We start from the raw sequence: 21,890 nt of genomic DNA, 5'->3' as shown, positions 1-21,890 counted from the left end.
ATTATCTCAGCGCGGTCAGGTCAGGTCGGTCAGGCGCGTGCGTTCGTCGTCGCTCAGCGGCGCGGGGCCGGAGCCGCGCGCTCGGCGGAAGGACAGGAAGGCGACAAGACCGCCGACCAGCAGGGCAAGGACCGGCATCACCCACAGCAGCACCGTACCGGCGGTCAGCGGCGGGCTCAGGCGGATGAAATTGCCGTAGCGGCCGACCATCCAGTCCATGATCTGGCGGTCGGATTCGCCTTTGGCGACGTGCTCGCGCACCACATGGCGCAGGTCGCGCGCCAGTCCGGCGCTGCTGTCCTCGATCGATTCGTTCTGGCAGACCAGGCAGCGCAATTGCGACCCGATGGCCTGGGCGCGGGCTTCCTGGCGGGCATCGGGCAGCATTTCCGACGGATCGTCCACCGCGACGGCGGCCAGTGGCGAAAGACCGATTGCCACCGTCAGCACGGTCGCCAGCACGAAGGCCAGCCGACGCATCGCAGCCTTCATGTCCGCAGGCTCGCGGCCAGGGGCAACAGGATGTCGTGCATGGTGGCCTCGTCCAGCGCGGCGGCGGAATGCCACCTGATGACGCCGCCCGGCCCGATCAGGAACGATTCCGGCACCCCGGACACGCCCCAGTCGATTGCGGTCATGCCCGACAGGTCGCTGGCGATGCGGGCATAGGGATTGCCCGCGCGGTGCACGAAACCCTGCGCGTCGGCCGGCTTGTCCTTGTAGGCGATGCCCCAGATCGGCAGCCGGTCCTTCAGCGCGTTGAGCTGCGGCATCTCGGCGACGCAGGGAATGCACCAGGAGGCGAAGAAATTGACCAGCACCGGCACCTTCAGTGTCCGCAGATCGGCGGCCCCGAAGCCCTGGCCCGGCGACTGGTCGGGCAGGGTGAAGTCCGGCACCGGCCGGTTCAGCGCCGGGGCCTTGATGTCATGCGGGTCGAACGAGCCTTGGCGCATACCCGACAGCATCTGCCAGAACGCGATCCCGGCGCCGCCCGCAACCACCAGCGGCGCCGCCATCAGCAGGCGCCGGCGCGTGAGGTCCGGCTGGGCTGTCTTGTCGCTCATGACGTTGCCACCAGCCCGGCCGTCGCGGCCCGGCGCGGCGCGCCCACGCGCATGCGCCGGTCAGACAGCGAGAGCACGCCGCCCAGCGCCATGATCAACCCGCCCAGCCACATCCATGGCGCCAGCGGATTGTAATGCAGGCGCAGCACGTAGGTCGTCTCGCCGCCATTCTCGTGCCGGTCGCCCAGCACGCCGTACAGGTCGGACATCAGGTTGGTATGAATGGCCACCTCCGTCGTCGTCTGGTTCTGGCTGGCGAAGGTACGCTTGGCCGGGTGCAGCACCGTGACCAGCCGCCCGTCATGCCGGACCTCGATCGTGGCGATCAGCGCGGTGTAGTTCGGGCCGGGCGCCGCGCGCACGTCGGTCAGCGTCCACGCATCGCCGGCCAGCATTTCGGTCTGGCCGACATGGACCTCCACGATCCGGTGCTGGGCCTGCGACATCGCCGCCAGCCCCAGCACGCTGACACCGACGCCGGCATGGGCCAGCGCCGCACCCAGCGCCGCGCGCGGCAGCATGCGGGCACGCTGCCAGCTTGCCCCGACGGGGATACGGAACAGGCGGATGCGCTCGGCGATGTCGGCGATGCTGCCGGCGATGACCCAGACGGCGCATGTGGCGGCCAGAAGCGGCAGCAGGTCACGCACCCGCCATGCCATGAGGGCGAAAGCCAGCATCGTCAGGGCGCCGGCCCACCACAGCCGGCGCAGCACCGGCCAGAGTTGCGCGCGCTTCCACGGCATCATCGGCCCCAGCCCCATGAAGACCATCAGCGGGATCGCCATCGGTGCCGCCGTGGCGTCGAAGAACGGTTTGCCGACCGAAATCGTCTTGCCGAACAGCAGCGACATGAAGGGCGGATACATCGTGCCCGTCAGCACCACCGCGCAGATCGAGCACAGCAGGATGTTGTTCAGCACCAGCAGCCCCTCGCGCGATACCGGGGCGAACACGCCGCCGGCCGTGAGCGAAGGCGCGCGGATGGCGAACAGCAGCAGCGATCCGCCGATCACCAGCCCCAGCAGGCCCAGGATGAAGATGCCGCGCGCCGGGTCGTTGGCGAAGGCATGGACGGAATTGAGAATGCCCGAGCGCACCAGGAAGGTGCCGGAGAGCGAGAAGGAAAAGGTGCCGATGGCCAGCAGCACGGTCCAGATCTTCAGCGCCTCGCGCTTTTCCACGACGATGGCGGAATGCACCAGAGCGGTGCCCGTCAGCCACGGAATCAGCGAGGCATTTTCCACCGGGTCCCAGAACCAGTAGCCGCCCCAGCCCAGCACGTAATACGACCACCACGACCCCAGCGCGATGCCGCAGGTCAGGAAGCACCAGGCCGCGACCGCCCACGGGCGCACCCAGCGGCCCCAGGAGGCATCGACCCGGCCTTCGATCAGCGCCGCGACGGCGAAGGCGAACGGCACGGCAAAGCCGACATAGCCGGTGTAGAGAATGGGCGGATGGAAGGCGAGGCCGGGGTCCTGCAACAGCGGGTTCATGCCCTGGCCGTCCATCGGCGCCGGCCACACCCGGTCGAACGGGTTGGAAGTGGTGAGGCAGAAAAGCTGGAAGCCCGCCGACACCCCGCCCAGCACCGCGATGACGCGCGCGCGCAGGGCCGAGGGCAGGTCGCGGCCGAACAGCGCCACCGCGCCGCCGCACAGGCCCAGGATCAGCGCCCACAGCAGCACCGACCCTTCGTGATTGCCCCAGACGCCGGTGATCTTATACAGCAGCGGCTTGGCCACCGCGCTGTTGGCCGCGACGTTCTGGACCGAGAAATCGTCCTGGATGGCCGAATGGACCAGGCAGGCGAAGGAATAGAGCAGCGCCAGAAGCTGCCCGATGGCCAGGGCGGGGGCGAGCGCCATCAGGCGCGGGTCGCGCCGCTGTGCGCCGACCATCGGCAGCACCGCCTGCCCGGCGGCCAGGCAGCAGGCCAGCGCGAGGGCGAAATTTCCCAGTTCCGGGGTCATGTTCAGTCAGCTTCCATGCTGCGGGGCCGCTTTATCCTGGCTCGTGGCGGTCTTGGTCATGCTGTTCCAGCTCGCGGCGTCGGGCGGCTTGCCGTAGCGCGGGTCCCATTTGCCGCTGCGGCGCAGGGCCTCGGCGACTTCCTTGGGCATGTAGGTTTCGTCATGCTTGGCCAGCACCTCGCTGGCGCGGAACGACCCGTCGGCCTGCACGCTGCCGATGGCCACCACGCTCTGCCCCTCGCGGAACAGGTCGGGCAGGATGCCTTCGTAATGCACGGTCACGGCGTCCTGGCCGTCCGTCACGTCGAACTGGTTGGTCGGCGTGTCGCCGTGCTTCTGCTGGCGCACCGACCCGGCCACCACCATGCCGCCCAGCCGGATGGTGCGGTCGGCGGACGGCGGATGGGCATGGACCTGCGACGGCGCCATGAAGAAGACGATGTTGGAGGAAAACGCGCTCAGCGTCAGCGCGGTGGCGGTGCCCAGCCCGATCAGGCACCCCCCCACCAGCCACAGGCGGCGACTCTTGCGGGTCATGGCGCGGATACTCCGCCGGCGCGTTCGGCGCGGGATGGGCGCTCGATCGCGGCCAGCCGCGCGCGGGCCCGGCGCAGGCGCAGTGCCGCGCCGGTGCCGAGGATCACGGCCAGCCCGATGGTCATGCCGTAGGCGGCGACGATATAGGGCAGGTGGGTCATGCGACGGCTCCGCTCAGGTCGGGGCCGGAATCCTGGGCATCGCCCGAGGCCTCCGTGCGGCCCCGGCGCATGGCCAGCGCCGTGCGGACCCGGCTTTCCATCACGGCGGCGCGCAGGCGTGCGACGAGAATGGCGGCGAAGCCAAAGGTGAAGCCGATGGTGCAGACCAGCAGCGGCCACAGCATGTCGGTCGACATGGTGGGGGCCGCGGTCAGCGTGATGCTGTCGGGCTGGTGCAGGGTGTTCCACCACTGCACGCTGAACTTGATGATCGGCAGATCCACCGCCCCGGCCAGGCCCAGGATCGCGGCGGCGCGATAGCCGCGCTGCGGTTCGTCGAAGGCGCGGATCAGCGCGATATGGCCCAGATAGAGAAAGAACAGCACCAGCACCGATGTCAGCCGCGCGTCCCACACCCACCAGGTGCCCCACATCGGCTTGCCCCACAGCGAACCGGTCGCGAGGCAGATCGCGGTGACCGAGGCCCCGACCGGCCCGATTTCCACCGCCGCCAGATCGGCCAGCGGATGGCGCCACACCAGCGACAGCAGCGAACAGACCGCCAGCCCCATATAGCCGGACGATGCCAGCCATGCGGCCGGCACATGGACATACATGATCCGCACGCTGTCTCCCTGCTGCCAGTCGGCGGGCGAGAGGAACAGGCCCCAGACGATGCCGGCGACCGACAGCACGATGGCGGGCCACGTCAGCCAGGGTTGCAGGCGCGCGCCCAAGCGGAGAAACCGCCCCGGATTGGCGTAGCGGTGGAAGAAGGTGCCCGTGCGCGCGGCAAGGCTCGGTGTGGCGTTCAAGACGGTCTCGTACTCCCCACGCGCGGGGGGCTCCTGTCTGTCTGTGCGTCCGTCTGGCGACGGCGGGGCGTTTCGCTTTCCGTTCCTACACGAACATGCGAAGAAAGGCACGGCCCACGCCGGAACCATGGAGCGTTGTTCACATCCCGGCCGGGTCCGCGATTTCCGGAGGGAGATTTTCCATGCTGTTCGCCATCATCTGCACCGACAAGCCGGGGGCGCTGGAAACGCGCCTCGCCACGCGACCGCAGCATCTGGCCTATCTCCAGGCGTATCAGGACCGGATCGTCCAGGGCGGTCCGCTGATGGGCGCCGACGGGCGGCCCTGCGGCAGCATGCTGCTGATCGACGTGGCGGATCGCGCGACGGCCGAAGGCTTCGCCGCCAGCGACCCCTATGCCAAGGCCGACGTGTTCGAAAGCGTGGTGATCCGCCCCTTCCGCCCGGTCTTCCGCGACGGCGCGCTGGTGGAATAGCGGATGGCATACTGGCTTGTGAAATCCGAACCCGACGCCTTTTCGTGGGACCAGCAGGTGGCCAACGGCGTCGAGCCGTGGACGGGCGTGCGCAATCATCAGGCCAAGCGCAACCTGATGGCGATGGCGAAAGGCGACCGCGCCTTCTTCTATCATTCGAATATCGGCCGCGAGATCGTGGGCGTGGTCGAGATCGTGCGCGAAGCCTACCCCGACCCCTCGGCCAGCGACGGTGGCTGGGTCTGCGTCGATGTGCGCGCTATCGGGCCGATGCCGCGCCCGGTCACCCTGGCGGCGATCAAGGCCGATGCCGACCTCGCCGACCTGGCGCTGGTCCGTCAGTCGCGGCTCTCGGTCGTGCCGGTGTCCGACACGCATTGGGCGCATCTGTGCCGCATGGGGGGCTGGGCAGGGGATTAAGTCTGCCTTCCGGGCTTTTCTACGTTCTCGGCTGGTTGGCGGGCCGTCATGGCTCGCCGGCCGCGCCCTCCGCGCCGATGGCCTCGATGCCGCGTCCCGGCTGGCCCGCATAGGTCGAATAGGTAAAGGATGCGTTATAGGCCGGCTGCACCGGGGCGTTGAACTTCACCGGCACGTCGAAGACGCTGAAATGCGAGGGCACGTCGTTGGAATCGCGCGGAGTCTGACGGGCCTCGATCGAAGGCAGGCCGGGTCCGTGGAGGGCTGCGATCTCCGGGCTGAAGGTCCGGGCGGTCACGTCTTCGTCCTCCACCACCTGATAGCCGTCGGGCGGCGGCGGGGCCGGAGGATTGTCCGGATCGACAGTCGGATCGTGGCGGCCATCGACCGGCTCGAGCGACGCGGCAACCGGCGCATTCAGGCTGCCGGTCGCGGCCGCCGACCTGGCGCGGTGCGGTGCGGCCTCGGCGCCTGGTGTCGTTGCCAGCAGGCTCCAGCCCGCCACGAGGGCCATGCCGGTGCGGGAAAGCAGGCTGAGGCGCATTGGCCACATGGCGGGCCGTCTGGCCTTCTTCGCATCCATAAGGGTTCTCCTTGCGTTCGGACTGTACCTGGGCTGTGACCGGTTCGTCCTCTCTCGGCATGGACATGGCGGCCCTGCGTCACGAACCATATACGGCGTGACGGCGGATTTGCGAGAGGGGTAATATGCTTGATAAAGCGACGCCCGCCGTTACCGGTGGGGCATCATCTATTGGCCGTCGCTCCGCCCATCCGGGCGGGCGGGGGCGCATGATCGGCAGGAGGGTTGGGGAATGACCATTCAAACCGGGGGCGAGATCGCGCCAATGGTCCTGGACGCCCCGGCGATCGCCGAATTGCAGCGGGCGCTGGAAAAGGTCGAATCGGGCCGCGGCGTGCTGGTGCGGCTGGCGGACCTGATGGGCGGGGCCGTGGGCCAGGCGGCAATGCTGGGCATGCGCGGCCTGGGCATGGCGCCCACCATGCAGGCCAAGCTGAAGGGAATCGCCGAGACCGCTATTTCACGCGCTTTTGATGTCGCGATCGTCGGCATGACGCCTCTCAAGGGCGAGCAGGTGGTCTCCGACTCGTCTTCGCCGGCGTCTGCCGCTCTTTCTTCTTCGGTGCCCGTTGCCTCGGCGCCTCTCGCCACGCCGGCTTGGCGGGGGCCGGCCTTGCAGGCCGCGGTGACGGTCTCGGGTGCTGTCGGCGGTTTTGCCGGCCTGGCCGGCCTGCTGCCCGATATCACCTTCACCACCATGGCCATCATGCGCGAGATCGCACGCATTGCCCGCGAGGAAGGCGAGGATCTTTCCTCCCAGGATGCCAGGCGCGCCTGTCTGGAGGTGTTCGCGCTGCGCGCCTTCCCGGTCGGGGCCTCGGACGACGAGAGCGAACTGGGCTATTTCTCGGCGCGGGCCATGCTGCGCGGGCGGCCGGTGGTGATGCTGGTGTCCGAGGTGGCGTCCCATTACGGGCTGGGCCTGTCGCGCAAGCTGGCGGTGCAGATGATGCCGGTCGCGGGCGCCCTGTGCGGGGCGTCGCTCAACGTGGCGTTCCTGGCGCATTATCGCGCCCTGGCCCGCGCCCATTTCACCATCCGGCGCCTGGAGCGGGAGCATGGGCCGGAAGTGCGGCGCACCGCCGAATCTCTGCGCGCCGCCATGACGGGCGCCAGCCAGCCCTTCTGACCGGCCGGCGCTCCGTAGGCCCGGCCGGCGTCAGGCCAGCGCTTCGCCCTTCGCGGGCGAGCGCATCAGCAGGCCGATCAGCACGGCACTGACGACCGTGCCGGCCAGCAGCGCCACCACATAGGCGCCCAGATGCGTGACGGCGCCAGGAATGGGCAGCACGAAGACGCCGCCATGCGGCACCTTCAGTTCCACGCCCGAGACCATGGTGATCGCGCCGGCGGTGGCCGATCCTGCCATCAGGGCGGGGATTATCCGCAGCGGGTCGCGGGCGGCGAAGGGAATGGCGCCTTCGGTGATGAAGGCCAGCCCCAGCACCGCCGCCGTGGCGCCGGCCTCGCGTTCCTCGGCCGTGAAGCGCGCGCGGAACAGCCGCGTCGCCAGCGCCGCCGCCAGCGGGGGTACCATCCCGGCCACCATCGTCGCCGCCATGGGCGTATAGACCGCGCTGGCAATCAGTCCGACCGAAAAGGCATAGCCGGCCTTGTTCACCGGGCCGCCCATGTCGAAGGCCGACATCGCCCCCAGGATCAACCCCAGCAGCAGTGCGCTGGAGCCCTGCATGCCGCGCAGCCAGTCGGTGAGAAAGGCCATCAGCGCGGCGACCGGGCCGCCGATCGCATAGACCGTCAGCAGGCCGGTGATCAGCGTGCCCAGCAGCGGCAGGATCAGGATAGGCTTCAACCCTTGCAGCGTACGCGGCAGGCGGATCAGCCGGTTGAGTCCCTCCACCGCGTAACCCGCGATGAATCCGGCCGCGATGCCGCCGAGAAAACCGGCATCGACATTGGCGGCGAGTAGCCCGCCGATCATGCCCGGCGCCAGCCCCGGTCGATCGGCCACCGAAAAGGCGATGTAGCCCGCCAGCGCCGGCACCATCAGCATGAAGGCGGCTTTGGAGCCGATGGTGAACAGGGTATGGGCCAGCGTTCCGGCCGAGGCCGCATCGCTGGCATGGATACCGCCCAGTGCGAAGGCAAGCGCGATCAGCAGGCCGCCGGACACGACGAAAGGCAGCATGAACGACACGCCGGTCATCAGGTGCTTGTAGGGGCCGGCCCGTTCACCCTTGCCGGCCGGCCGGGATGCGGACGATCCACCATCGGCCACAGGCTGCACCGTCGCCTCGGCCAGCGCCTTGCTGATGACGGCGGCACCGCCGGTAATGGCCGGCTTGGCCCCGGTGACGTAGACGCGCTTGCCGCCGAAGCGGCTGCGATCCACCTCCCGGTCGGCTGCGATCAGCACCAGATCGGCCTCGGCGATCTCCGCGTCGGTCAACGGAGTGCCCGCTCCGACCGAGCCCTGGGTTTCGACGCGCAGCGTGTAGCCCAACTGGCGCGCCGCCTCCTGCAAGCCCTCGGCCGCCATGAACGTATGGGCGATGCCGGTGGGGCAGGATGTTACGGCGACGATGCGCGGCGCGCGGGTTTCCGGTGGCGCGGCGCCGCGCGCATCGTCCAGCGCCGCCAGGGCCCGGCCCGGATCGGCCAGCACGGCCTCCAGCGTCAGGTGACGGTCGGCCCGCGCGGTCAGCGCGTCATCGGTCGGGGCATTGGTGCCGATCAGCAGCAGCACGTCTTCCTTGCCCGGCGCGCCGTCGGGCAGGGGATTGAGGATTCCCTGCGTGGTGCGGATCTCGATATCCAGCGTGCGCCCGGTTTCGCGCCCCGCGCGACGCAGCGCCTCGCCGGCGAGAACGCCCGTCACGCTCTCTTCGCCGGCCTGGATCACGGCCAGGATGTGTTTCATGTCGTCTCTCCCGCCTCGCCGGCTTCTGCGCGTCCGGCTGATGCGATCGTCACCTGTTCCATCAGGGCAAGGATCGCGTCCCGATCCGGAAGATTCGGGCCGGCGAGGCCCAGCTTGCCGACCGCGAAGGCGGTGGACAGGCGTGCGATCTCTTCCAGCCCCACTGCGTCGGACAGGGCGGCGACCAGTCCCGCGACCATGGCGTCGCCCGCGCCGACCGTGCTGGTCACGCCTTCGACCCGTAACCGGGCGGTCAGGGCAACCGAATGGAACAGGAACAGCGCGCCCTCTGCCCCCATCGAGACCACGATCAGTTCCACGCCTTTCGCGGCCAGCCGGGTCGCGATGCGTAGCGCATCCTCCGCCGTTTCTACGGGTTCGCCCGCCCACTCCGCCAGTTCCCGCAGGTTCGGCTTGATGATGTTGGGCGGGGTATCGCCCTGGAGCGCCAGCAGCAGCGGCAGGCCGCTGGTGTCCAGCAGCACGCGCGCGCCCCTGCCGCGCAGTCGGGCGATCAGTTCGGCATAGAGGCCGGGCGGGCACCCCGGCGGCAGGCTGCCCGAGAGTACGATCAGGCTGTCGCTGCCGGCGAATGCCTCAACCTGCGCGATCTGTTTTTCCAGGGCAGGCGCATCGACGGCGGCCCCCCCCATATTGATGTCGGTGGTGTCCCGGTCATCCACGATCTTGAGATTGACGCGGGTGGCGCCGGGAATGCGCAGGAAACGGTCGGCGATCGTCTTTTCCGCGCACAGTGCCTCGAACAGCGCGGCATTCTCGCGGCCCAGCAGCCCGAACGCGGTGACAGGGATGCCCCAGTCGGCCAGGCAACTGGCGACGTTGACGCCCTTGCCGCCCGCATTCTGCCGCACGGCACGCGCGCGATGCACTTCGCCGGGAATCAGGTGATCGACCGTGATGGTCTGGTCGATCGCCGGGTTGAAGGTGACGGTGGCTACGCGCATCACACGGTCTTTCCATCGGGCGCGCCATCCAGCGCGCGCACTGCATCGGGTGTTCCCGCTTCCAGCGCCCGCGCGGCGAGGGCGCGCAGGGTGGCGAGGTCGGTGCCGCGAATCCGCGCCTTCACGGCGGGAATGTCGCGCGGCGTCATCGACAGTTCATCGACGCCCAGCCCGGTCAGCAGGGCCGCGCCGAACGGATCGCCCGCCAGCCCGCCGCACACGCCCACCCAGCGGCCATGGCGCCGCGCGCCCGCCACCGTCTGTGCGATCAGGTTCAGCACGGCGGGGTGGAGGCTGTCGGCCTCGCTGGCCAGTTCCGGATTCTGCCGGTCGATGGCCAGCGTGTATTGCGTCAGGTCGTTGGTGCCGATCGAGAAGAAATCGGCATGTTCGGCCAGGATATGGGCCTGCACCGCCGCCGCCGGCACTTCGACCATGATGCCGACCGGCACGACCGGCGCGCCCAGTTCCACACGGATGGCCTCGCACCGCTGCCGCAGCGCGAGCAATTCGGGCACCGACGTGATCATCGGGAACATGATCAGCAATTCCCCGCCCGCCTTCGCGGCCCGATAGAGCGCGCGCAATTGCGGGTCCAGCAAATCCGGCCGGCGCAGCAGCAGCCGCGCGCCGCGCACGCCCAGGAACGGATTGTCCTCGTGGGGCAGGTCGAGATGCGGCACCTGCTTGTCGCCGCCGATATCGAGCGTGCGCACGATCAGCGGGCGATCGCCCAGTGCCGCGATCATCTCGCGATAGACGGTGTATTGCTCGTCCTCGCTCGGAGTCTCCCCGCGTTCGAGGAACAGGAACTCGGTCCGCATCAGGCCCACGCCCTCGGCCCCCTGCGACAGGCAGAACGCCACCTGGTCGGGCCGGTTGACATTGGCGCCGATGGCCACGCGATGGCCGTCCGTCGTCTCGGCCGGGTTGGCGCGCTTTTCTTCCTCCGCCGCGCGCAGGCGGGCACGGTCGGCCAGCCATGCGCGGGCCGAATCCAGGTCGGCCGCCGTCGGGTCCAGCCAGACGCGCCCGGTATCGCCATCGACGATCGCCGTGGCGCCGGGGGGGAGGGCCAGCAATCCGGGTCCGCCAGCCACCACCGAGGGCAGGCCCAGCGTGCGCGCCAGGATCGCACTGTGCGATGTCGGGCCGCCCAGCGCGGTCGCAATCCCGGCCACGCGGCTGATATCCAGCGTCGCGGTGTCGGAGGGCGACAGGTCGCCGGCCACCAGAATGCAGGGTTCCTCCGGCAGGTCGTCAAGCGTGCCGGTGCCCAGATCGGGGTCGATCTGCGCCAGCACCCGGCGCCCGACATCGCGCAGGTCCGCCGCCCGCGCGGCCAGCACCGGGTTGCCGAGCGAAGACAGCTTCGCCGCCATCTGTTCCACCGCCTGATGCCAGGACCATGCGACGCCATGCCCTTCGACCATGATCTGGCAGGTCAGCGTGATCAGATCGGTATCCTCCAGCAGTCCGGCCTGCGCGATGAAGATGGCCGCGTCTCCGGCCCCCAGGCGGCGCGTCGTGTCGTCGATCAGTCCCGCCATCTGCGCGCGCGTGCGCACCAGCGCGCCGTTGAGCAGCGCGCCGCCGGTCACGAGGTCCACGGGTTCGTCCGGAACGTCCGCTTCGGCGGCGGCAAGGATATGGATCTTGCCGATGGCCAGGCCAGGGCTGGCTGCGACGCCGGAGATCAGGCGTGGGGTGCCGGCCGGCGTCCAGCCTTTCAGCGGCCCCTTGCGGGCTGCCGCCTCGGCCTTTTCGGCGGCGCGTGCGGCGTCGGCCTTTTCCTGCACGGTCAGGCGCGTGACGACACCATGGAACCGTTCCAGCGCCGCGCGCGCATTGGCGCCGGCGGCCGAGATCACGATGGTATCCCCGGCCTTCAGGCCCAGTTGCAGCAGGGCGACCAGACTGCGCGGATCGGCGGCTTCCCCGCCATGCCGCACCCGCAGCGGGCTGCCGGCGCTCTTCGCGGTTTCGGACCATGTGGACGCCGGGCGCGCATGCAGACCGGCCGGATAATCGACAATCCATTCGATGCGCTCGGGATAATCCTCCGCCGCGTCGGAGGCGGCGGGGGCCGGTGCTTCGTCGCGCAGGGCGGCGGCGATCACCTCCGGGTCGCGCGTGGCGATCAGTTCGCGCAGGCGGGGCTCGTTCTGGATCAGGCGCGTCAGGCGGCGCAGGATCGCAATATGGCTGTCGGACCCGGCGGCGATGCCGACGACCAGATGCGCGACCTGTCCGGGATTCCATTCGATGCCATCGACGAATTGCAGCACCACGATGCCGTCGCCGCGCACCAGCCCCTTGTCCTCGCCGGTGCCGTGCGGAATGGCGACGCCGGAGCCGAGATAGGTGTTGGCCACCTGTTCGCGCCGGATCATGCTGTCTTCGTAACCGGGGACCACGCAGCCGGCGGCGACGAGCAGTTGCCCGGCCTGCCGAATGGCATCCTCCTTGTCCGCCGCGCGGGCGTCGATCCGGATCAGGGTTTCGACCGCGGGGCCGATCGGGGTGGGGAGCATGCGATGCGCCTCTCCATTCTTGTTTTTCGGGTAGAGAAAACGTTCTCTCAGCCTATTGTCAATAGACAGGTATGGGAGAAGGATGCGATTGGCAGAGCATCTTCCCGTGTAGGCTATTTTTACATGGCGTGTGGAGAGAGAACGATTTCTCGATGAGCGTCGGAATCAAGGATGTTGCGCGCGTGGCGGCGGTCTCGCCGGCCACGGTTTCGCGCGTGCTGGCCGGTCGCGCGGTCGACCCGGCGATGCGCGACCGGGTGGTCGCGGCGGTGCGCGAGACGGGCTACCGGCCCAATCTCGCGGCCCGGCGCCTGCGTTCGCGCCACTCCAACACCATCGGCCTGATCGTCGCCGATATCCGCAACCCGTTCTTCACCGCCGTTGCCCGGATGGTCGAAGGCATCGCCTATGAGCACGGCCTGCGCGTCATCTTCAGCAATACCGACGAGGACGCGGCGAAGGAGGCGATGTATCTGCAATTGATGCAGGAGGAGCGCGTCACTGGCGTCATCCTCGCCCCCACACGCCATGGCGTGGACAACATCGCCCAGTATCAGAGCGATTTTCCGATCGTCCTCATCGACCGGGCGGCGTCGGACGGCGCATGCGACAGCGTGGTGCTCGATAACGGCGCCATGGCGGCACGGCTCGTCGCCCATCTTCACGCATGCGGGCACCGTCGCATTACCGGCCTGTTCGGCACCGCCACCGTCACCGGCAACGAGCGCTGCGCCGGCTACGAGCGCGCCATGGCCGATTTCGGCCTGTCGGCGCATGCCGTGCGGGTGCCGCATGAGCGTGCGGAGGCCGAGCGAATCGTCACCGATCTGCTCGCCGATGAATCGCGGCGGCCGGGTGCGCTGATCGTCAGCAACGGGGTGATGCTGCTGAGCGTGCTGCGCGCCATCAATGCGCTGGGGCTGACGATTCCCAGGGATATCGCGATTACGAGCTTCGACAACGAGCCCTGGATGGAGTTCGTCGGCGGCGGGTTGAGCGTGATCGAGCAGCCGGTCGAGGAAATCGGGCGCGTCGCGGTGACGATGCTGCTCGACCGGCTGGACCACGCCGATCAGGTCACGCGCCGGGTCGTGCTGGCTGGGCGATTCATCGCCAGGGGATCGGCCGGATGACGCAACTTCCCCCCTCAAAAAAATAAGGAGAAGATGGACATGAAACCGCCGATTGGTCGCGATACGAAACTGTGCATGTCGCTGTCGGGCCGGCCCGGCAATGCGGGGTCGCGGTTGCATAACCGGCTCTATGAACTGCTGGACCTCGATTATATCTACAAATCGTTCAGCACCACCGACCTGCCGGCGGCGATCGGCGGCGTTCGCGCGCTCGGCATCCGGGGCTGCGCGATTTCCATGCCGTTCAAGGAAGCCGTGATCCCGCTGATCGACCGGTTGGAGCCGTCGGCCCAGGCGATCGAGAGCGTCAACACCATCGTCAACGAAGGCGGCGTGCTGGTCGGCCACAATACCGATTACATCGCGGCGCGGAGCCTGCTGGCCCGGCGGGAGATCGACCCGGCGACCCCCTTCCTGCTGCGCGGCAGCGGCGGCATGGCCCGCGCGGTGGTGGCGGCCCTGCGGGATAGCGGTTTCACCGACGGCACGATCGTGGCCCGCAATGAAGAGGCAGGCCGGATTCTGGCCGACGAATACGGCTATCGCTGGCGCCCGGACATGCCCGACCAGGGGGGGCTCCTGCTGGTCAACGTCACGCCGCTGGGGATGGAAGGGCCGGACAGCACGGCGCTGGCCTTCCCCGAAACGCTGATCGGGGCCTGCGCCATCGCGTTCGATGTCGTCGCCCAGCCACCGGAGACGCCATTTCTGCGTGCGGCCCGCGCGTCCGGAAAAACCGTCATTTCCGGTGCCGAAGTCATCGTGCTTCAGGCCATCGAGCAGTTCGTGCTCTACACCGGCATTCGTCCGTCGCCGGCGCAGATCCGCGAGGCGGTCCTGTTCGCCCACGGCGCCGCCACGGCCGATGCCCTGGCCCTGTCAGCGGACTGAAGCCGGGGCGCGGGAGATATTCAGGTCCGGACAGCCATTTTTGTCGCCGTCATCACGGCGCCCAGAAGATAGAAGCCGATGAGGGTGTGGGCCATGCCGGCGTAATGCGGCATGGCCAGTTCCAGGACGATGGCCGCGGCGCAACCCGCGAGGCAGGAGAGGAAGAAAGTCTGGCCAGCCTGCATGGTCATCATCCCGTGACGGGGGTCAGGGCCGGGCGGCCGGCAAGGACCGCATCGACATTATCCAGCGCCAGCATGCACATGTCGGTGCGGGTCTCCACCGTGGCACTGCCCACATGCGGCGTCAGGAACAGGTTGGGCAGGGCCAGCAGGCGCGGGTCGGGGTTCGGTTCGTTGCGGCAGACATCCAGCCCGGCACCGGCGAGTTGCCCGTCCTTCAGGGCCGCGATCAGCGCGTCTTCATCCACCAGGCTGCCGCGTGCGGCGTTGACGAAGATGGCGCCGCGCGGCAGCAGGCCGAACAGTTCGGCCGTCATCACCGGCCTGCCGTCCTTGCTGCCCGGCATATGCAGGCTCAACACGTCGCAATGCGGCAGCATCTCGCGCGGATCGGCATAATAGGTGGCACCCTCTTCCTGGTCCGGTGCCAGACGGCGGCGGTTGGAATAGAGAACCTTCATCTCGAAGCCCCGCGCCCGGCGGGCGAGTGCCCGGCCGATGCGCCCCATGCCGATAATGCCCAGCGTCTTGCCGGTCACGCGGGTGCCCAGCATTTCGTCCAGCCCCAGGGACCGGCCCCAGCCCGACTCGACCAGCGCGAGATATTCCTTCGCCCGGCGTGACGCGGCCAGGATCAGCAGCATCGCCATGTCGGCATTGCAGTCGGTCAGCACATCGGGCGTGTTGGTCAGGGTGATGCCGCGCGCGAGAATCGCGGGAATGTCCAGATGGTCGGTGCCGACGCTGATGGTGGCGATTACGCGCACGCTGTCGGGCAGGGCGGCGACGGTGGCGGCGGAGACCGGCGTGCTGCTGGTCACCACCACGGCATCGGGGCGGAATGCCTGGGCCTGGGCAACCAGTTCGTCTTCCGTCAGCTTGTGGTCCGGGGCGGGGGGCGTGTCGTAGTCCCGCGCGATGCGGGCGTCCGCGGCGGCCAGCAGGTGCTGGGAAACGATCAGGCGGGGGCGTATCCGGGACATGGGTCGACCTCTTTTTCGTGGGTGCCGCGCAGCCGGCGTCGGTTACAATTTCGACCGATTGCCGGTGTGTGTCCAGCCGCTTGGCACGGCAGGAGGGAAAATGCGATGGGCGAGGGCATGGACATCACACCCGAAATCATGATCCAGGCTTATTCGATCGGCCTGTTTCCCATGGCGCCCGATGCCCGGTCGGCGCGGCTGGAATGGTACGATCCGGAATTGCGGGGCATTCTGCCGCTCGACGGCTTCCATGCGCCGCGTCGCCTGTTGCGCACCGTGCTGTCCGACCGGTTCGAGATCGTCTCCGACCGCGATTTCGAGGCAACGATCCGCGCCTGCGCCGCCCCCGCGCCGGGGCGGGAGGACACATGGATCAACGAGCGGATCGTCCGACTATTTTGCGACCTGCACGCGCAGGGCCACGCCCACAGCGTGGAAAGCTGGTGTGACGGGCACCTGGTGGGCGGTCTCTACGGGGTTGCGATCGGTGGTGCGTTCTTCGGCGAGAGCATGTTCAGCCGTGCCCGCGATGCGTCCAAGGCGGCACTGGTCTCGCTGGTCGCGCGGCTGCGGTGCGGGGGCTTCACGTTGCTCGACACCCAGTTCGGCACCGAGCATCTGGCGCAGTTCGGCGGGATCGAAATTCCCTCGTGGCGATACAAGAAGGACCTGGCGGCCGCATTGCGCCTGCCGGCCCGTTGGCCGGATGACGCATCGCCCCCGGAGCGCGATGCGATCCGTCATGAAATTATCGCCATGCGGGGCGGAAGCGACGCAGGCGCAATTTCGTCCGGCGACGGAAGCGGATAGGGTCGTCGGACATGATCGAAATAAGCAGGAAGGAATTCAGGACCATGATCCATCCGACAGGGGCGCGCGCGGGCCTGGCTGGCGCGCTGGCGGTGAGCCTGATGACGGCCATCGCGGTTCAGCCCGCCCGGGCGCAGAGCGATGCGGACCATCCGCCGCTGGCCCCCGCGCGCGACGTGCAGGTGCAATATGCCGTGCAGCCCGACGGCGCGCCGGCCCCCAAGATGATCGAGGCCTGGTTCACCGCCAATGGCGGCATGATGCGCATCGACAGCCCCGAGGCCATGGGCTCGACTATCCTCAACCGCACCACGCGGCAGGTGACGATCGTGCTGAACAAGCAGAAGGTCTACACGCAGTTCGACGCCCATAACGGCATCCGCAACCCGTTCCTGCTCGATCTGTCGATGCAATTCACCCGCAAGGGCAAGGCGCAGGTCGCGGGCGTGCCCTGCACCGAATGGGGCGTGGTGTCGGGGCGCGGCACGGCGACCGCCTGCGTCACCGATGACGGCGTGATCCTGCGCGAGGACGGGGTGGATGGCGACGGCATGAAGGGCCGGCTGGAAGCGACGCGCGTCACCTATGGCCCTCTTCCGACCAGCACGTTCCAGCCGCCCGAGGGCTATCAGATGGTCACGCGCCATCGGGTCGCGCCCTCGCACGCGGTGGGCAGCGGCCAGCCCGTCACCGGTGGGGTGGCGCAGTCCGGCCAATGAGGGGGGACGTACGCCGTCTGGCGCTGGCTGGCCTGGTCCTCGTTCTGGCCCAGCCTGCCGGATCGGCGGCGCGCGCGGCTGAAGATGCGCCGTTCGTCACGCCGCAGCAGGATGTCGATATACGATACGCCCTGGCGTCGCCCGATCCGTCGATTCCGTTGCAGCACCAGCGCATGCGCTGGTCGGCGGCCACCCGCCGGCAGCGCGTCGATCCCGAAGGGTCGGCCACATACATGATCACCGATTATCGGGCGGGCAGCCTGACGGTGATCGATCAGGCCCGTGGTGCCCGCACGGTCATTCCCGCCCCCGGTGCGGCCCTGTCGGAGCCGGGGCAGCGGGCGGCGGGCAACTGGGCGCGCGGCGAGACCATGCTGGTGGCCGGCGAGAGCTGCACCGTCTGGCATACGCATGACAGCGACGGCCGGGTCAGCGATGTCTGCTACAGCGAAGGTGGCGACATGTTGCAGGTCATGCAGGGCGACCAGATCGTGGTGCGTGCCGAGCAGGTTACCCATGACGCCCAGCCGGACACGGTCTTTGCCGTGCCGGAGGGACTGAAGGTCATCCAGGCCGCCCACCCCTGAAACGGCGGTTTCCGTCTCCTTCACTTCATGACAGAAATGGGGCGAAACCTGCCCGTAAATCGCCATGAGGGCATGGTGTGTTTCTTTTCATGCAGGATGGTTTGGTTCCTGCGCGCAAAGAAAGGGTACGGCCATGCATAAACTGGCTCGGCTTCTGCTGGTGGTTCCGGTGATGGCGGCGGGACTTGCCGCCGCGGCTCCTCCGGCCCACGCGCAATGGCGCGGTCCCGGATATGGCGGTCCCGGTCCCGGCCCCGGCTGGCACGGCGGCTGGCATGGGGGAGGCTGGCACGATGGCGGCTGGCGCCGGGGCTATTATGGTCGTGGTCCCGGCTGGGGTGGCCGGGGCTATTACGGTCGCGGCCCCGGCGTGGGCGGAGCTTTTGTCGGCGGCCTCATCGGCGGGGCGCTGATCGGCGCGGCCGGAACGGTGATCGCCGAACAGGCCTATGCGCCGCCCCCTCCGCCGCCGCCGCCTCCGCCGGTCTATGTGCAGCCCTACGGGTACGCCTATCCGATCTATTGATCGGCATCAGAGTTCGGACGCCGCCTTCATCACTTCGGCGACATGGCCGGGCACTTTGACGTTCCGCCACACGCGGGCGACCCGGCCCGAGCCGTCGATCAGGAAGGTGGCGCGTTCGATGCCCATATATTTGCGGCCATACAGCGTCTTTTCGACCCACACGCCATAGGCTTCGGTTACCGTGCCGGTGGCGTCGGAGGCCAGCGGAAAGGCGAGGTTCTGCTTGGTGGCGAAATTGTCGATCGCCTTCATGGAGTCCCGCGATACGCCGATGACGGGGATGCCGGTGCCGCCCAGCGCGCCCAGCGCCTCCTGGAAGCCGCATGCCTCGGTGGTGCAACCTGGCGTGCTGGCCTTGGGGTAGAAATACAGGATGAACGGCTTGCCCCGCATCGCCGCCAGACTGACATGCCGCCCCTTGCTGGCCTGCATGTCGAAATCCGGCACCGGGGCGCCGATGGCGGGAAAAATCGGGGTCTCGGTCATGGATGGATCTCCGTTCGGCCCCGTTCGGGGCGATCTGCCGTGGGCGGGTATTCTATCTTGATGGGTTTGCCGGTGTCCGCAAGCGTTCCGCCGGGTCCTCGACCGGGCCGACCAGCGTCACGAACAGGGCGCGCACCGATCGGGCGAGGTCGTCCATCAGGCCCAGCGCCTCGGCCATCGACGCCACGCCGATTTCGCGCAGCAGGATGTCGCTGGTGGCGGCGGGTATGGTGGCGGGGTCGGTCGGGGGGCGGGTGCCGAACAGGATGCGCAGCATGCTCTGTACCGATCGCCACAGCCGGTCCGCCCGCAGCAGCGTGCTTTCCGCAGCGGGGGGCAGATCGCCATGGCGTGCCAGCAGACGCAGCGCCTCCCGCGTGCAGGGCGAGCGCGCCTCGGCGGTGCCGGCGACCAGTTGCAGCGTCTGCGCGATGAATTCCACATCCATCAGCCCGCCCGGCCGGCGCCGGATATCCCACGGTCCTTCGGGCGGCAATTCGCGCGCGATCCGCGCACGCATCGCGCTGGCATCGTCCAGAATCGCCTGGCGCGCGGCGGGGGAGCGGGTGCCATCCAGCGCGGTGCCGATCGCGGCGCGCATGGCGCGGACCAGCGGCGGCGCGCCGGCGACCACCCGCGCGCGGGTCAGGGCCATGCGCTCCCACGTCCAGGCGCTTTCCGCATGGTAGCGGCGGAAGGAGTCCAGCGACAGCGCCACCGGCCCCTTGGAGCCGGACGGGCGCAGGCGCATGTCCACCTCATAGAGCGGGCCTTCGGGGCCCGGCGCGGTCAGCGCGGCGATGAAGGCATGGGCCAGCCGGACGAAATACTGCCCCACGGGCAGCGGGCGCGGCGGCAACCCGCCGCCCTCGGCGGTGCCTCGCGACGGGATCACGCTTTCGGTCACCTCGGCCGGATGGTCATAGATCAGCATCAGGTCCAGGTCCGAGCCGGGCATCATCTCGCGCGACCCGGCCTTGCCCAGCGCCACCACCACCATCGCCCCGCCGGGGATGCGCCCATAGCGTTTGCGATGCTCGGCGGTGACGGTGCGCAGCAGGCCACGGATCACCGCATCGGCCATGTCGGTGCGCGCCCGGCTGGCGCTGTCCACATCCATGCGATGCTCCAGACGGGCGCTGGAGAGGCGGAATTCCTCGCCACGCACCAACGTACGCAGCACCGGAAGAAGCTGTTCGGTGGAGGTCGCCGCCATCACATGCTGGCGCACGAGCTGGGCGGGCGGCAGGTCGGCGGTGCGTGCGTCGGTCTCGTCGTCGCCGATGCCGCCCAGCAGCCCTTCCAGCGCCGCCGGGGTTTCCGCCAGATGGTCGGCCAGGAAGGCCGAGCCATCGAGGATGGTGGCAATGCGCCCGATCAGCGCCGGATTGCGCTCCAGCAGCGAGAGAAACTGCACGCCGGCCCATTGGCGGGAGAGCATGGCGTCGAACCGGCGCAGGCAGGTCAACGGCTCGCGGCGCTGGCCGAAGCTGGAGAGAAGGGCCGGCATCAGGCGGCGCAGCAGGCTGCGCGCGCGGTCCGAGCGCAGGGCCCGCAGGCGGTTGCCGCTCCATCGGCCCAGCAGGGCCAGCGCATCGGGAATGTCGGCCTCCGCGAAGCCGGCGCCGCGCAGATGCTCCGCCATGTCCTCGGCCTCGGGGTCGATCGAGGCTTCGGCGCCTTCGGGCTCGGCGAACTGGCGTTCGAAGATCCGGCGCGATTCCTGCATGATCGGCAGCATCATGGCCGCCAGGGCGCGGCCGCTCTCCTCCTGCATGAAGATCGCGTAGATATTGAAGGTCTCGCGCGTCGCGGGCAGGCTGTGGGTCTGGTGGTCGGCCTGCATCTGCAACCGGTGTTCGGCGCGGCGCAGCATGCGATAGGTGCGGGCCAGGCTTTCGCCCTGCGGGCGGGGCAGGATGCCGGCGCGCACCAGCCGCCGCAACGCGCCCAGCGTCGTGGGGTCGCGCAGTTCGGGCTCCCGCCCGCCCCAGACCAGTTGCAGCGCCTGGGCGACGAACTCCACCTCGCGGATGCCGCCCTGGCCCAGTTTCAGGTTGTGGCCCAGCAGCCAGTCGCGGGCCAGTCCGGGGTCATGCACCGTGCGGTCGGTCAGGCGCGACAGGCCGGAATGGCCGGCATTGCGGTGGCGGTCGATGCGCGCCTTCATGTCGTGCAGGTCGTCGATCACCGCGAAATCGAGGTGCCGGCGCCACACGAAGGGGTGGATCGCGCGCAGGAAGCGGCGGCCGGCACCGATGTCGCCGGCGACCGGGCGGGCCTTGGTCATCGCCGCCCGTTCCCAGGTCTGGCCCATGCTTTCGTAATAGGCGATGGCGGCGGGAAACGAGATCGCCGGCGGCGTCGCCGAGGGGTCGGGGCGCAGGCGCAGGTCTGTGCGGAAGACGTAGCCATCGGCATCGCGCGCTTCCATCAGGCTTACAAGATCGCTAGTCATGCGGATGAAGATCCGGCGCAAATCCTCGTGGCCCGGATGGCAATCGGGATCGTACAGCACGATCAGGTCGATATCCGAGGAGTAGTTCAGTTCCCGCGCACCCAGCTTCCCCATCGCCAGCACGACGAATCCGCTGCCCCGGCTCGGGGCGTTCGGGTCCGGCAGAATCAGTTGCCCGCTATCATGCGCCGTTTGCAGCAGATGTCTGACCGCAGCTTCCAATGCGCCTTCGGCCAGTCGGCTGAGGGCGAGCGTGACCTGCTCCAGAGTCCACAGGTTGCCGATATCGGCCAGTGCGATGGCCAGCGCGGCCTGACGCTTGGCGGCGCGCAGGGTGGCGGCGATCGTGGCGTGGCTGTCGCGCGGGGTCAGCGCCGCCATGCTGTCCAGTGCCGCGGCCATGCCCGCATCCGGCCCTTCGGCCAGCAGGCGGGCGAACGGCACGGCGTCGCGCCGGATCAGCCCGGCCAGATAGGGGCTGTTGCCGCCGACCGCCGCCAGCATCGCCGCCACACCTTCGGCGCGCAGCAGGTCCGGGTCCAGCGCGTGTTCCTGCCACAGTTCGTCCAGATCCTCGCGCAGCAGGCCGGCGCCACGCGGATCGGCCGGGGCGGGCCAGGCGCGGTTGGTCCAGGCGGCCGGGCCGCAGGCGGGCGGCGCCGGCGTGGCGCGGGCGGTGCGATGTCGGGGCATGGATCGT

The 21,890-nt window shown here is 69.0% G+C and carries 23 protein-coding genes; 9 read left to right on the top strand and 14 right to left on the bottom strand.

The genetic code is table 11. The features are described 5' to 3' along the window. Window positions 1-15: 15 nt before the first annotated feature. Genes ABF821_RS04605 through ABF821_RS04580 form a run of 6 tightly spaced genes read right to left on the bottom strand, consistent with a single transcriptional unit; the run spans window position 16 to window position 4,556 of the window. A complete protein-coding gene (locus tag ABF821_RS04605; protein WP_246401556.1) occupies window positions 16-492 on the bottom strand; it encodes a cytochrome c-type biogenesis protein CcmH in 477 nt (158 codons plus the stop codon). Beyond that, window positions 489-1,067: a redoxin domain-containing protein gene (locus ABF821_RS04600; protein ID WP_415529194.1), complete on the bottom strand. Its 579-nt coding sequence runs from the start codon at window positions 1,065-1,067 to the stop codon at window positions 489-491. Before ABF821_RS04600 ends, ABF821_RS04605 begins: the two co-directional genes overlap by 4 nt. After that, window positions 1,064-3,043, bottom strand: coding sequence for a heme lyase CcmF/NrfE family subunit (locus ABF821_RS04595; RefSeq protein WP_415529193.1), 1,980 nt, complete (start codon window positions 3,041-3,043; stop codon window positions 1,064-1,066). The genes ABF821_RS04600 and ABF821_RS04595 overlap by 4 nt, the downstream gene beginning before the upstream one ends. A gap of 6 nt (window positions 3,044-3,049) precedes the next feature. Then, the gene (ccmE, locus tag ABF821_RS04590) at window positions 3,050-3,580 is read right to left on the bottom strand and encodes a cytochrome c maturation protein CcmE (RefSeq protein ID WP_182973403.1); all 531 of its coding nucleotides are present in this window, start codon (window positions 3,578-3,580) and stop codon (window positions 3,050-3,052) included. Then, window positions 3,577-3,741, bottom strand: a complete 165-nt coding sequence (locus ABF821_RS04585) for a heme exporter protein CcmD (protein ID WP_114727458.1) — start codon at window positions 3,739-3,741, stop codon at window positions 3,577-3,579. The genes ccmE and ABF821_RS04585 overlap by 4 nt, the downstream gene beginning before the upstream one ends. Beyond that, window positions 3,738-4,556: a heme ABC transporter permease gene (locus tag ABF821_RS04580; RefSeq protein ID WP_415529192.1), complete on the bottom strand. Its 819-nt coding sequence runs from the start codon at window positions 4,554-4,556 to the stop codon at window positions 3,738-3,740. Before ABF821_RS04580 ends, ABF821_RS04585 begins: the two co-directional genes overlap by 4 nt. 182 nt (window positions 4,557-4,738) lie before the next feature. On the opposite strand from ABF821_RS04580, the gene ABF821_RS04575 reads away from it, so the two are divergent. Beyond that, the gene (locus ABF821_RS04575) at window positions 4,739-5,032 is read left to right on the top strand and encodes a YciI family protein (RefSeq protein WP_182973401.1); all 294 of its coding nucleotides are present in this window, start codon (window positions 4,739-4,741) and stop codon (window positions 5,030-5,032) included. Window positions 5,033-5,035: 3 nt separating this feature from the next. Beyond that, window positions 5,036-5,452, top strand: a complete 417-nt coding sequence (locus ABF821_RS04570) for an EVE domain-containing protein (protein WP_415529191.1) — start codon at window positions 5,036-5,038, stop codon at window positions 5,450-5,452. 46 nt (window positions 5,453-5,498) lie between these two features. Here the strand turns inward: ABF821_RS04570 and ABF821_RS04565 are convergent, their stop codons facing one another. Next, window positions 5,499-6,035 carry a hypothetical protein gene (locus ABF821_RS04565; RefSeq protein WP_415529190.1) on the bottom strand — a complete coding sequence of 179 codons (537 nt, stop codon included), beginning with the start codon at window positions 6,033-6,035 and terminating at the stop codon, window positions 5,499-5,501. Window positions 6,036-6,267: 232 nt separating this feature from the next. Here ABF821_RS04565 and ABF821_RS04560 point away from each other — a divergent pair, with 232 nt between their 5' ends. Next, window positions 6,268-7,164 carry an EcsC family protein gene (locus tag ABF821_RS04560; RefSeq protein WP_415529189.1) on the top strand — a complete coding sequence of 299 codons (897 nt, stop codon included), beginning with the start codon at window positions 6,268-6,270 and terminating at the stop codon, window positions 7,162-7,164. A gap of 30 nt (window positions 7,165-7,194) precedes the next feature. On the opposite strand, the gene ABF821_RS04555 is transcribed toward ABF821_RS04560, so the two are convergent. Genes ABF821_RS04555 through ptsP form a run of 3 tightly spaced genes read right to left on the bottom strand, consistent with a single transcriptional unit; the run spans window position 7,195 to window position 12,415 of the window. Continuing rightward, the gene (locus ABF821_RS04555; protein WP_415529188.1) at window positions 7,195-8,916 is read right to left on the bottom strand and encodes a PTS fructose transporter subunit IIC; all 1,722 of its coding nucleotides are present in this window, start codon (window positions 8,914-8,916) and stop codon (window positions 7,195-7,197) included. Beyond that, window positions 8,913-9,881: a 1-phosphofructokinase gene (pfkB, locus tag ABF821_RS04550; protein WP_415529187.1), complete on the bottom strand. Its 969-nt coding sequence runs from the start codon at window positions 9,879-9,881 to the stop codon at window positions 8,913-8,915. Before pfkB ends, ABF821_RS04555 begins: the two co-directional genes overlap by 4 nt. Then, the gene (gene ptsP / locus ABF821_RS04545) at window positions 9,881-12,415 is read right to left on the bottom strand and encodes a phosphoenolpyruvate--protein phosphotransferase (protein WP_415529186.1); all 2,535 of its coding nucleotides are present in this window, start codon (window positions 12,413-12,415) and stop codon (window positions 9,881-9,883) included. The genes pfkB and ptsP overlap by 1 nt, the downstream gene beginning before the upstream one ends. A gap of 152 nt (window positions 12,416-12,567) precedes the next feature. Here ptsP and ABF821_RS04540 point away from each other — a divergent pair, with 152 nt between their 5' ends. Both ABF821_RS04540 and ABF821_RS04535 read left to right on the top strand, forming a co-directional pair. Continuing rightward, window positions 12,568-13,548 carry a LacI family DNA-binding transcriptional regulator gene (locus ABF821_RS04540; protein WP_182973395.1) on the top strand — a complete coding sequence of 327 codons (981 nt, stop codon included), beginning with the start codon at window positions 12,568-12,570 and terminating at the stop codon, window positions 13,546-13,548. A 39-nt stretch (window positions 13,549-13,587) separates the two neighbouring features. Continuing rightward, complete coding sequence (locus ABF821_RS04535; RefSeq protein ID WP_415529185.1) at window positions 13,588-14,439, top strand: shikimate 5-dehydrogenase; 852 nt, start codon at window positions 13,588-13,590, stop codon at window positions 14,437-14,439. Window positions 14,440-14,459: 20 nt separating this feature from the next. Here the strand turns inward: ABF821_RS04535 and ABF821_RS04530 are convergent, their stop codons facing one another. After that, window positions 14,460-14,624 carry a hypothetical protein gene (locus ABF821_RS04530; protein ID WP_182973393.1) on the bottom strand — a complete coding sequence of 55 codons (165 nt, stop codon included), beginning with the start codon at window positions 14,622-14,624 and terminating at the stop codon, window positions 14,460-14,462. 5 nt (window positions 14,625-14,629) lie between these two features. Continuing rightward, window positions 14,630-15,604: a 2-hydroxyacid dehydrogenase gene (locus ABF821_RS04525; RefSeq protein WP_415529184.1), complete on the bottom strand. Its 975-nt coding sequence runs from the start codon at window positions 15,602-15,604 to the stop codon at window positions 14,630-14,632. Window positions 15,605-15,709: 105 nt separating this feature from the next. Between ABF821_RS04525 and aat the strand changes: the two genes are divergently transcribed. The 4 genes from aat to ABF821_RS04505 all read left to right on the top strand — a co-directional run bounded on the left by aat (window position 15,710) and on the right by ABF821_RS04505 (window position 18,246). Beyond that, window positions 15,710-16,414, top strand: a complete 705-nt coding sequence (gene aat, locus ABF821_RS04520) for a leucyl/phenylalanyl-tRNA--protein transferase (protein WP_415529183.1) — start codon at window positions 15,710-15,712, stop codon at window positions 16,412-16,414. Between the two features lie 44 nt (window positions 16,415-16,458). Then, window positions 16,459-17,133, top strand: coding sequence for a DUF4412 domain-containing protein (locus tag ABF821_RS04515; protein WP_415529182.1), 675 nt, complete (start codon window positions 16,459-16,461; stop codon window positions 17,131-17,133). After that, a complete protein-coding gene (locus ABF821_RS04510; RefSeq protein WP_182973389.1) occupies window positions 17,130-17,720 on the top strand; it encodes a hypothetical protein in 591 nt (196 codons plus the stop codon). Before ABF821_RS04515 ends, ABF821_RS04510 begins: the two co-directional genes overlap by 4 nt. A gap of 133 nt (window positions 17,721-17,853) precedes the next feature. Continuing rightward, on the top strand, window positions 17,854-18,246 hold the full coding sequence (locus ABF821_RS04505) for a hypothetical protein (RefSeq protein WP_415529181.1): 393 nt from the start codon (window positions 17,854-17,856) through the stop codon (window positions 18,244-18,246). 6 nt (window positions 18,247-18,252) lie between these two features. Here the strand turns inward: ABF821_RS04505 and ABF821_RS04500 are convergent, their stop codons facing one another. Both ABF821_RS04500 and ABF821_RS04495 read right to left on the bottom strand, forming a co-directional pair. Next, entirely contained in the window at window positions 18,253-18,732 is a 480-nt protein-coding gene (locus ABF821_RS04500; protein WP_415529180.1) for a peroxiredoxin, read from the bottom strand. A 52-nt stretch (window positions 18,733-18,784) separates the two neighbouring features. Then, a complete protein-coding gene (locus ABF821_RS04495) occupies window positions 18,785-21,883 on the bottom strand; it encodes a bifunctional [glutamine synthetase] adenylyltransferase/[glutamine synthetase]-adenylyl-L-tyrosine phosphorylase (RefSeq protein ID WP_415529179.1) in 3,099 nt (1,032 codons plus the stop codon). Window positions 21,884-21,890: the final 7 nt, after the last annotated feature.

The organism is Gluconacetobacter sp. (assembly GCF_047721585.1).
Classification (GTDB): domain Bacteria; phylum Pseudomonadota; class Alphaproteobacteria; order Acetobacterales; family Acetobacteraceae; genus Gluconacetobacter; species Gluconacetobacter dulcium.
This window is presented reverse-complemented; position numbering and strand designations above follow the sequence as displayed.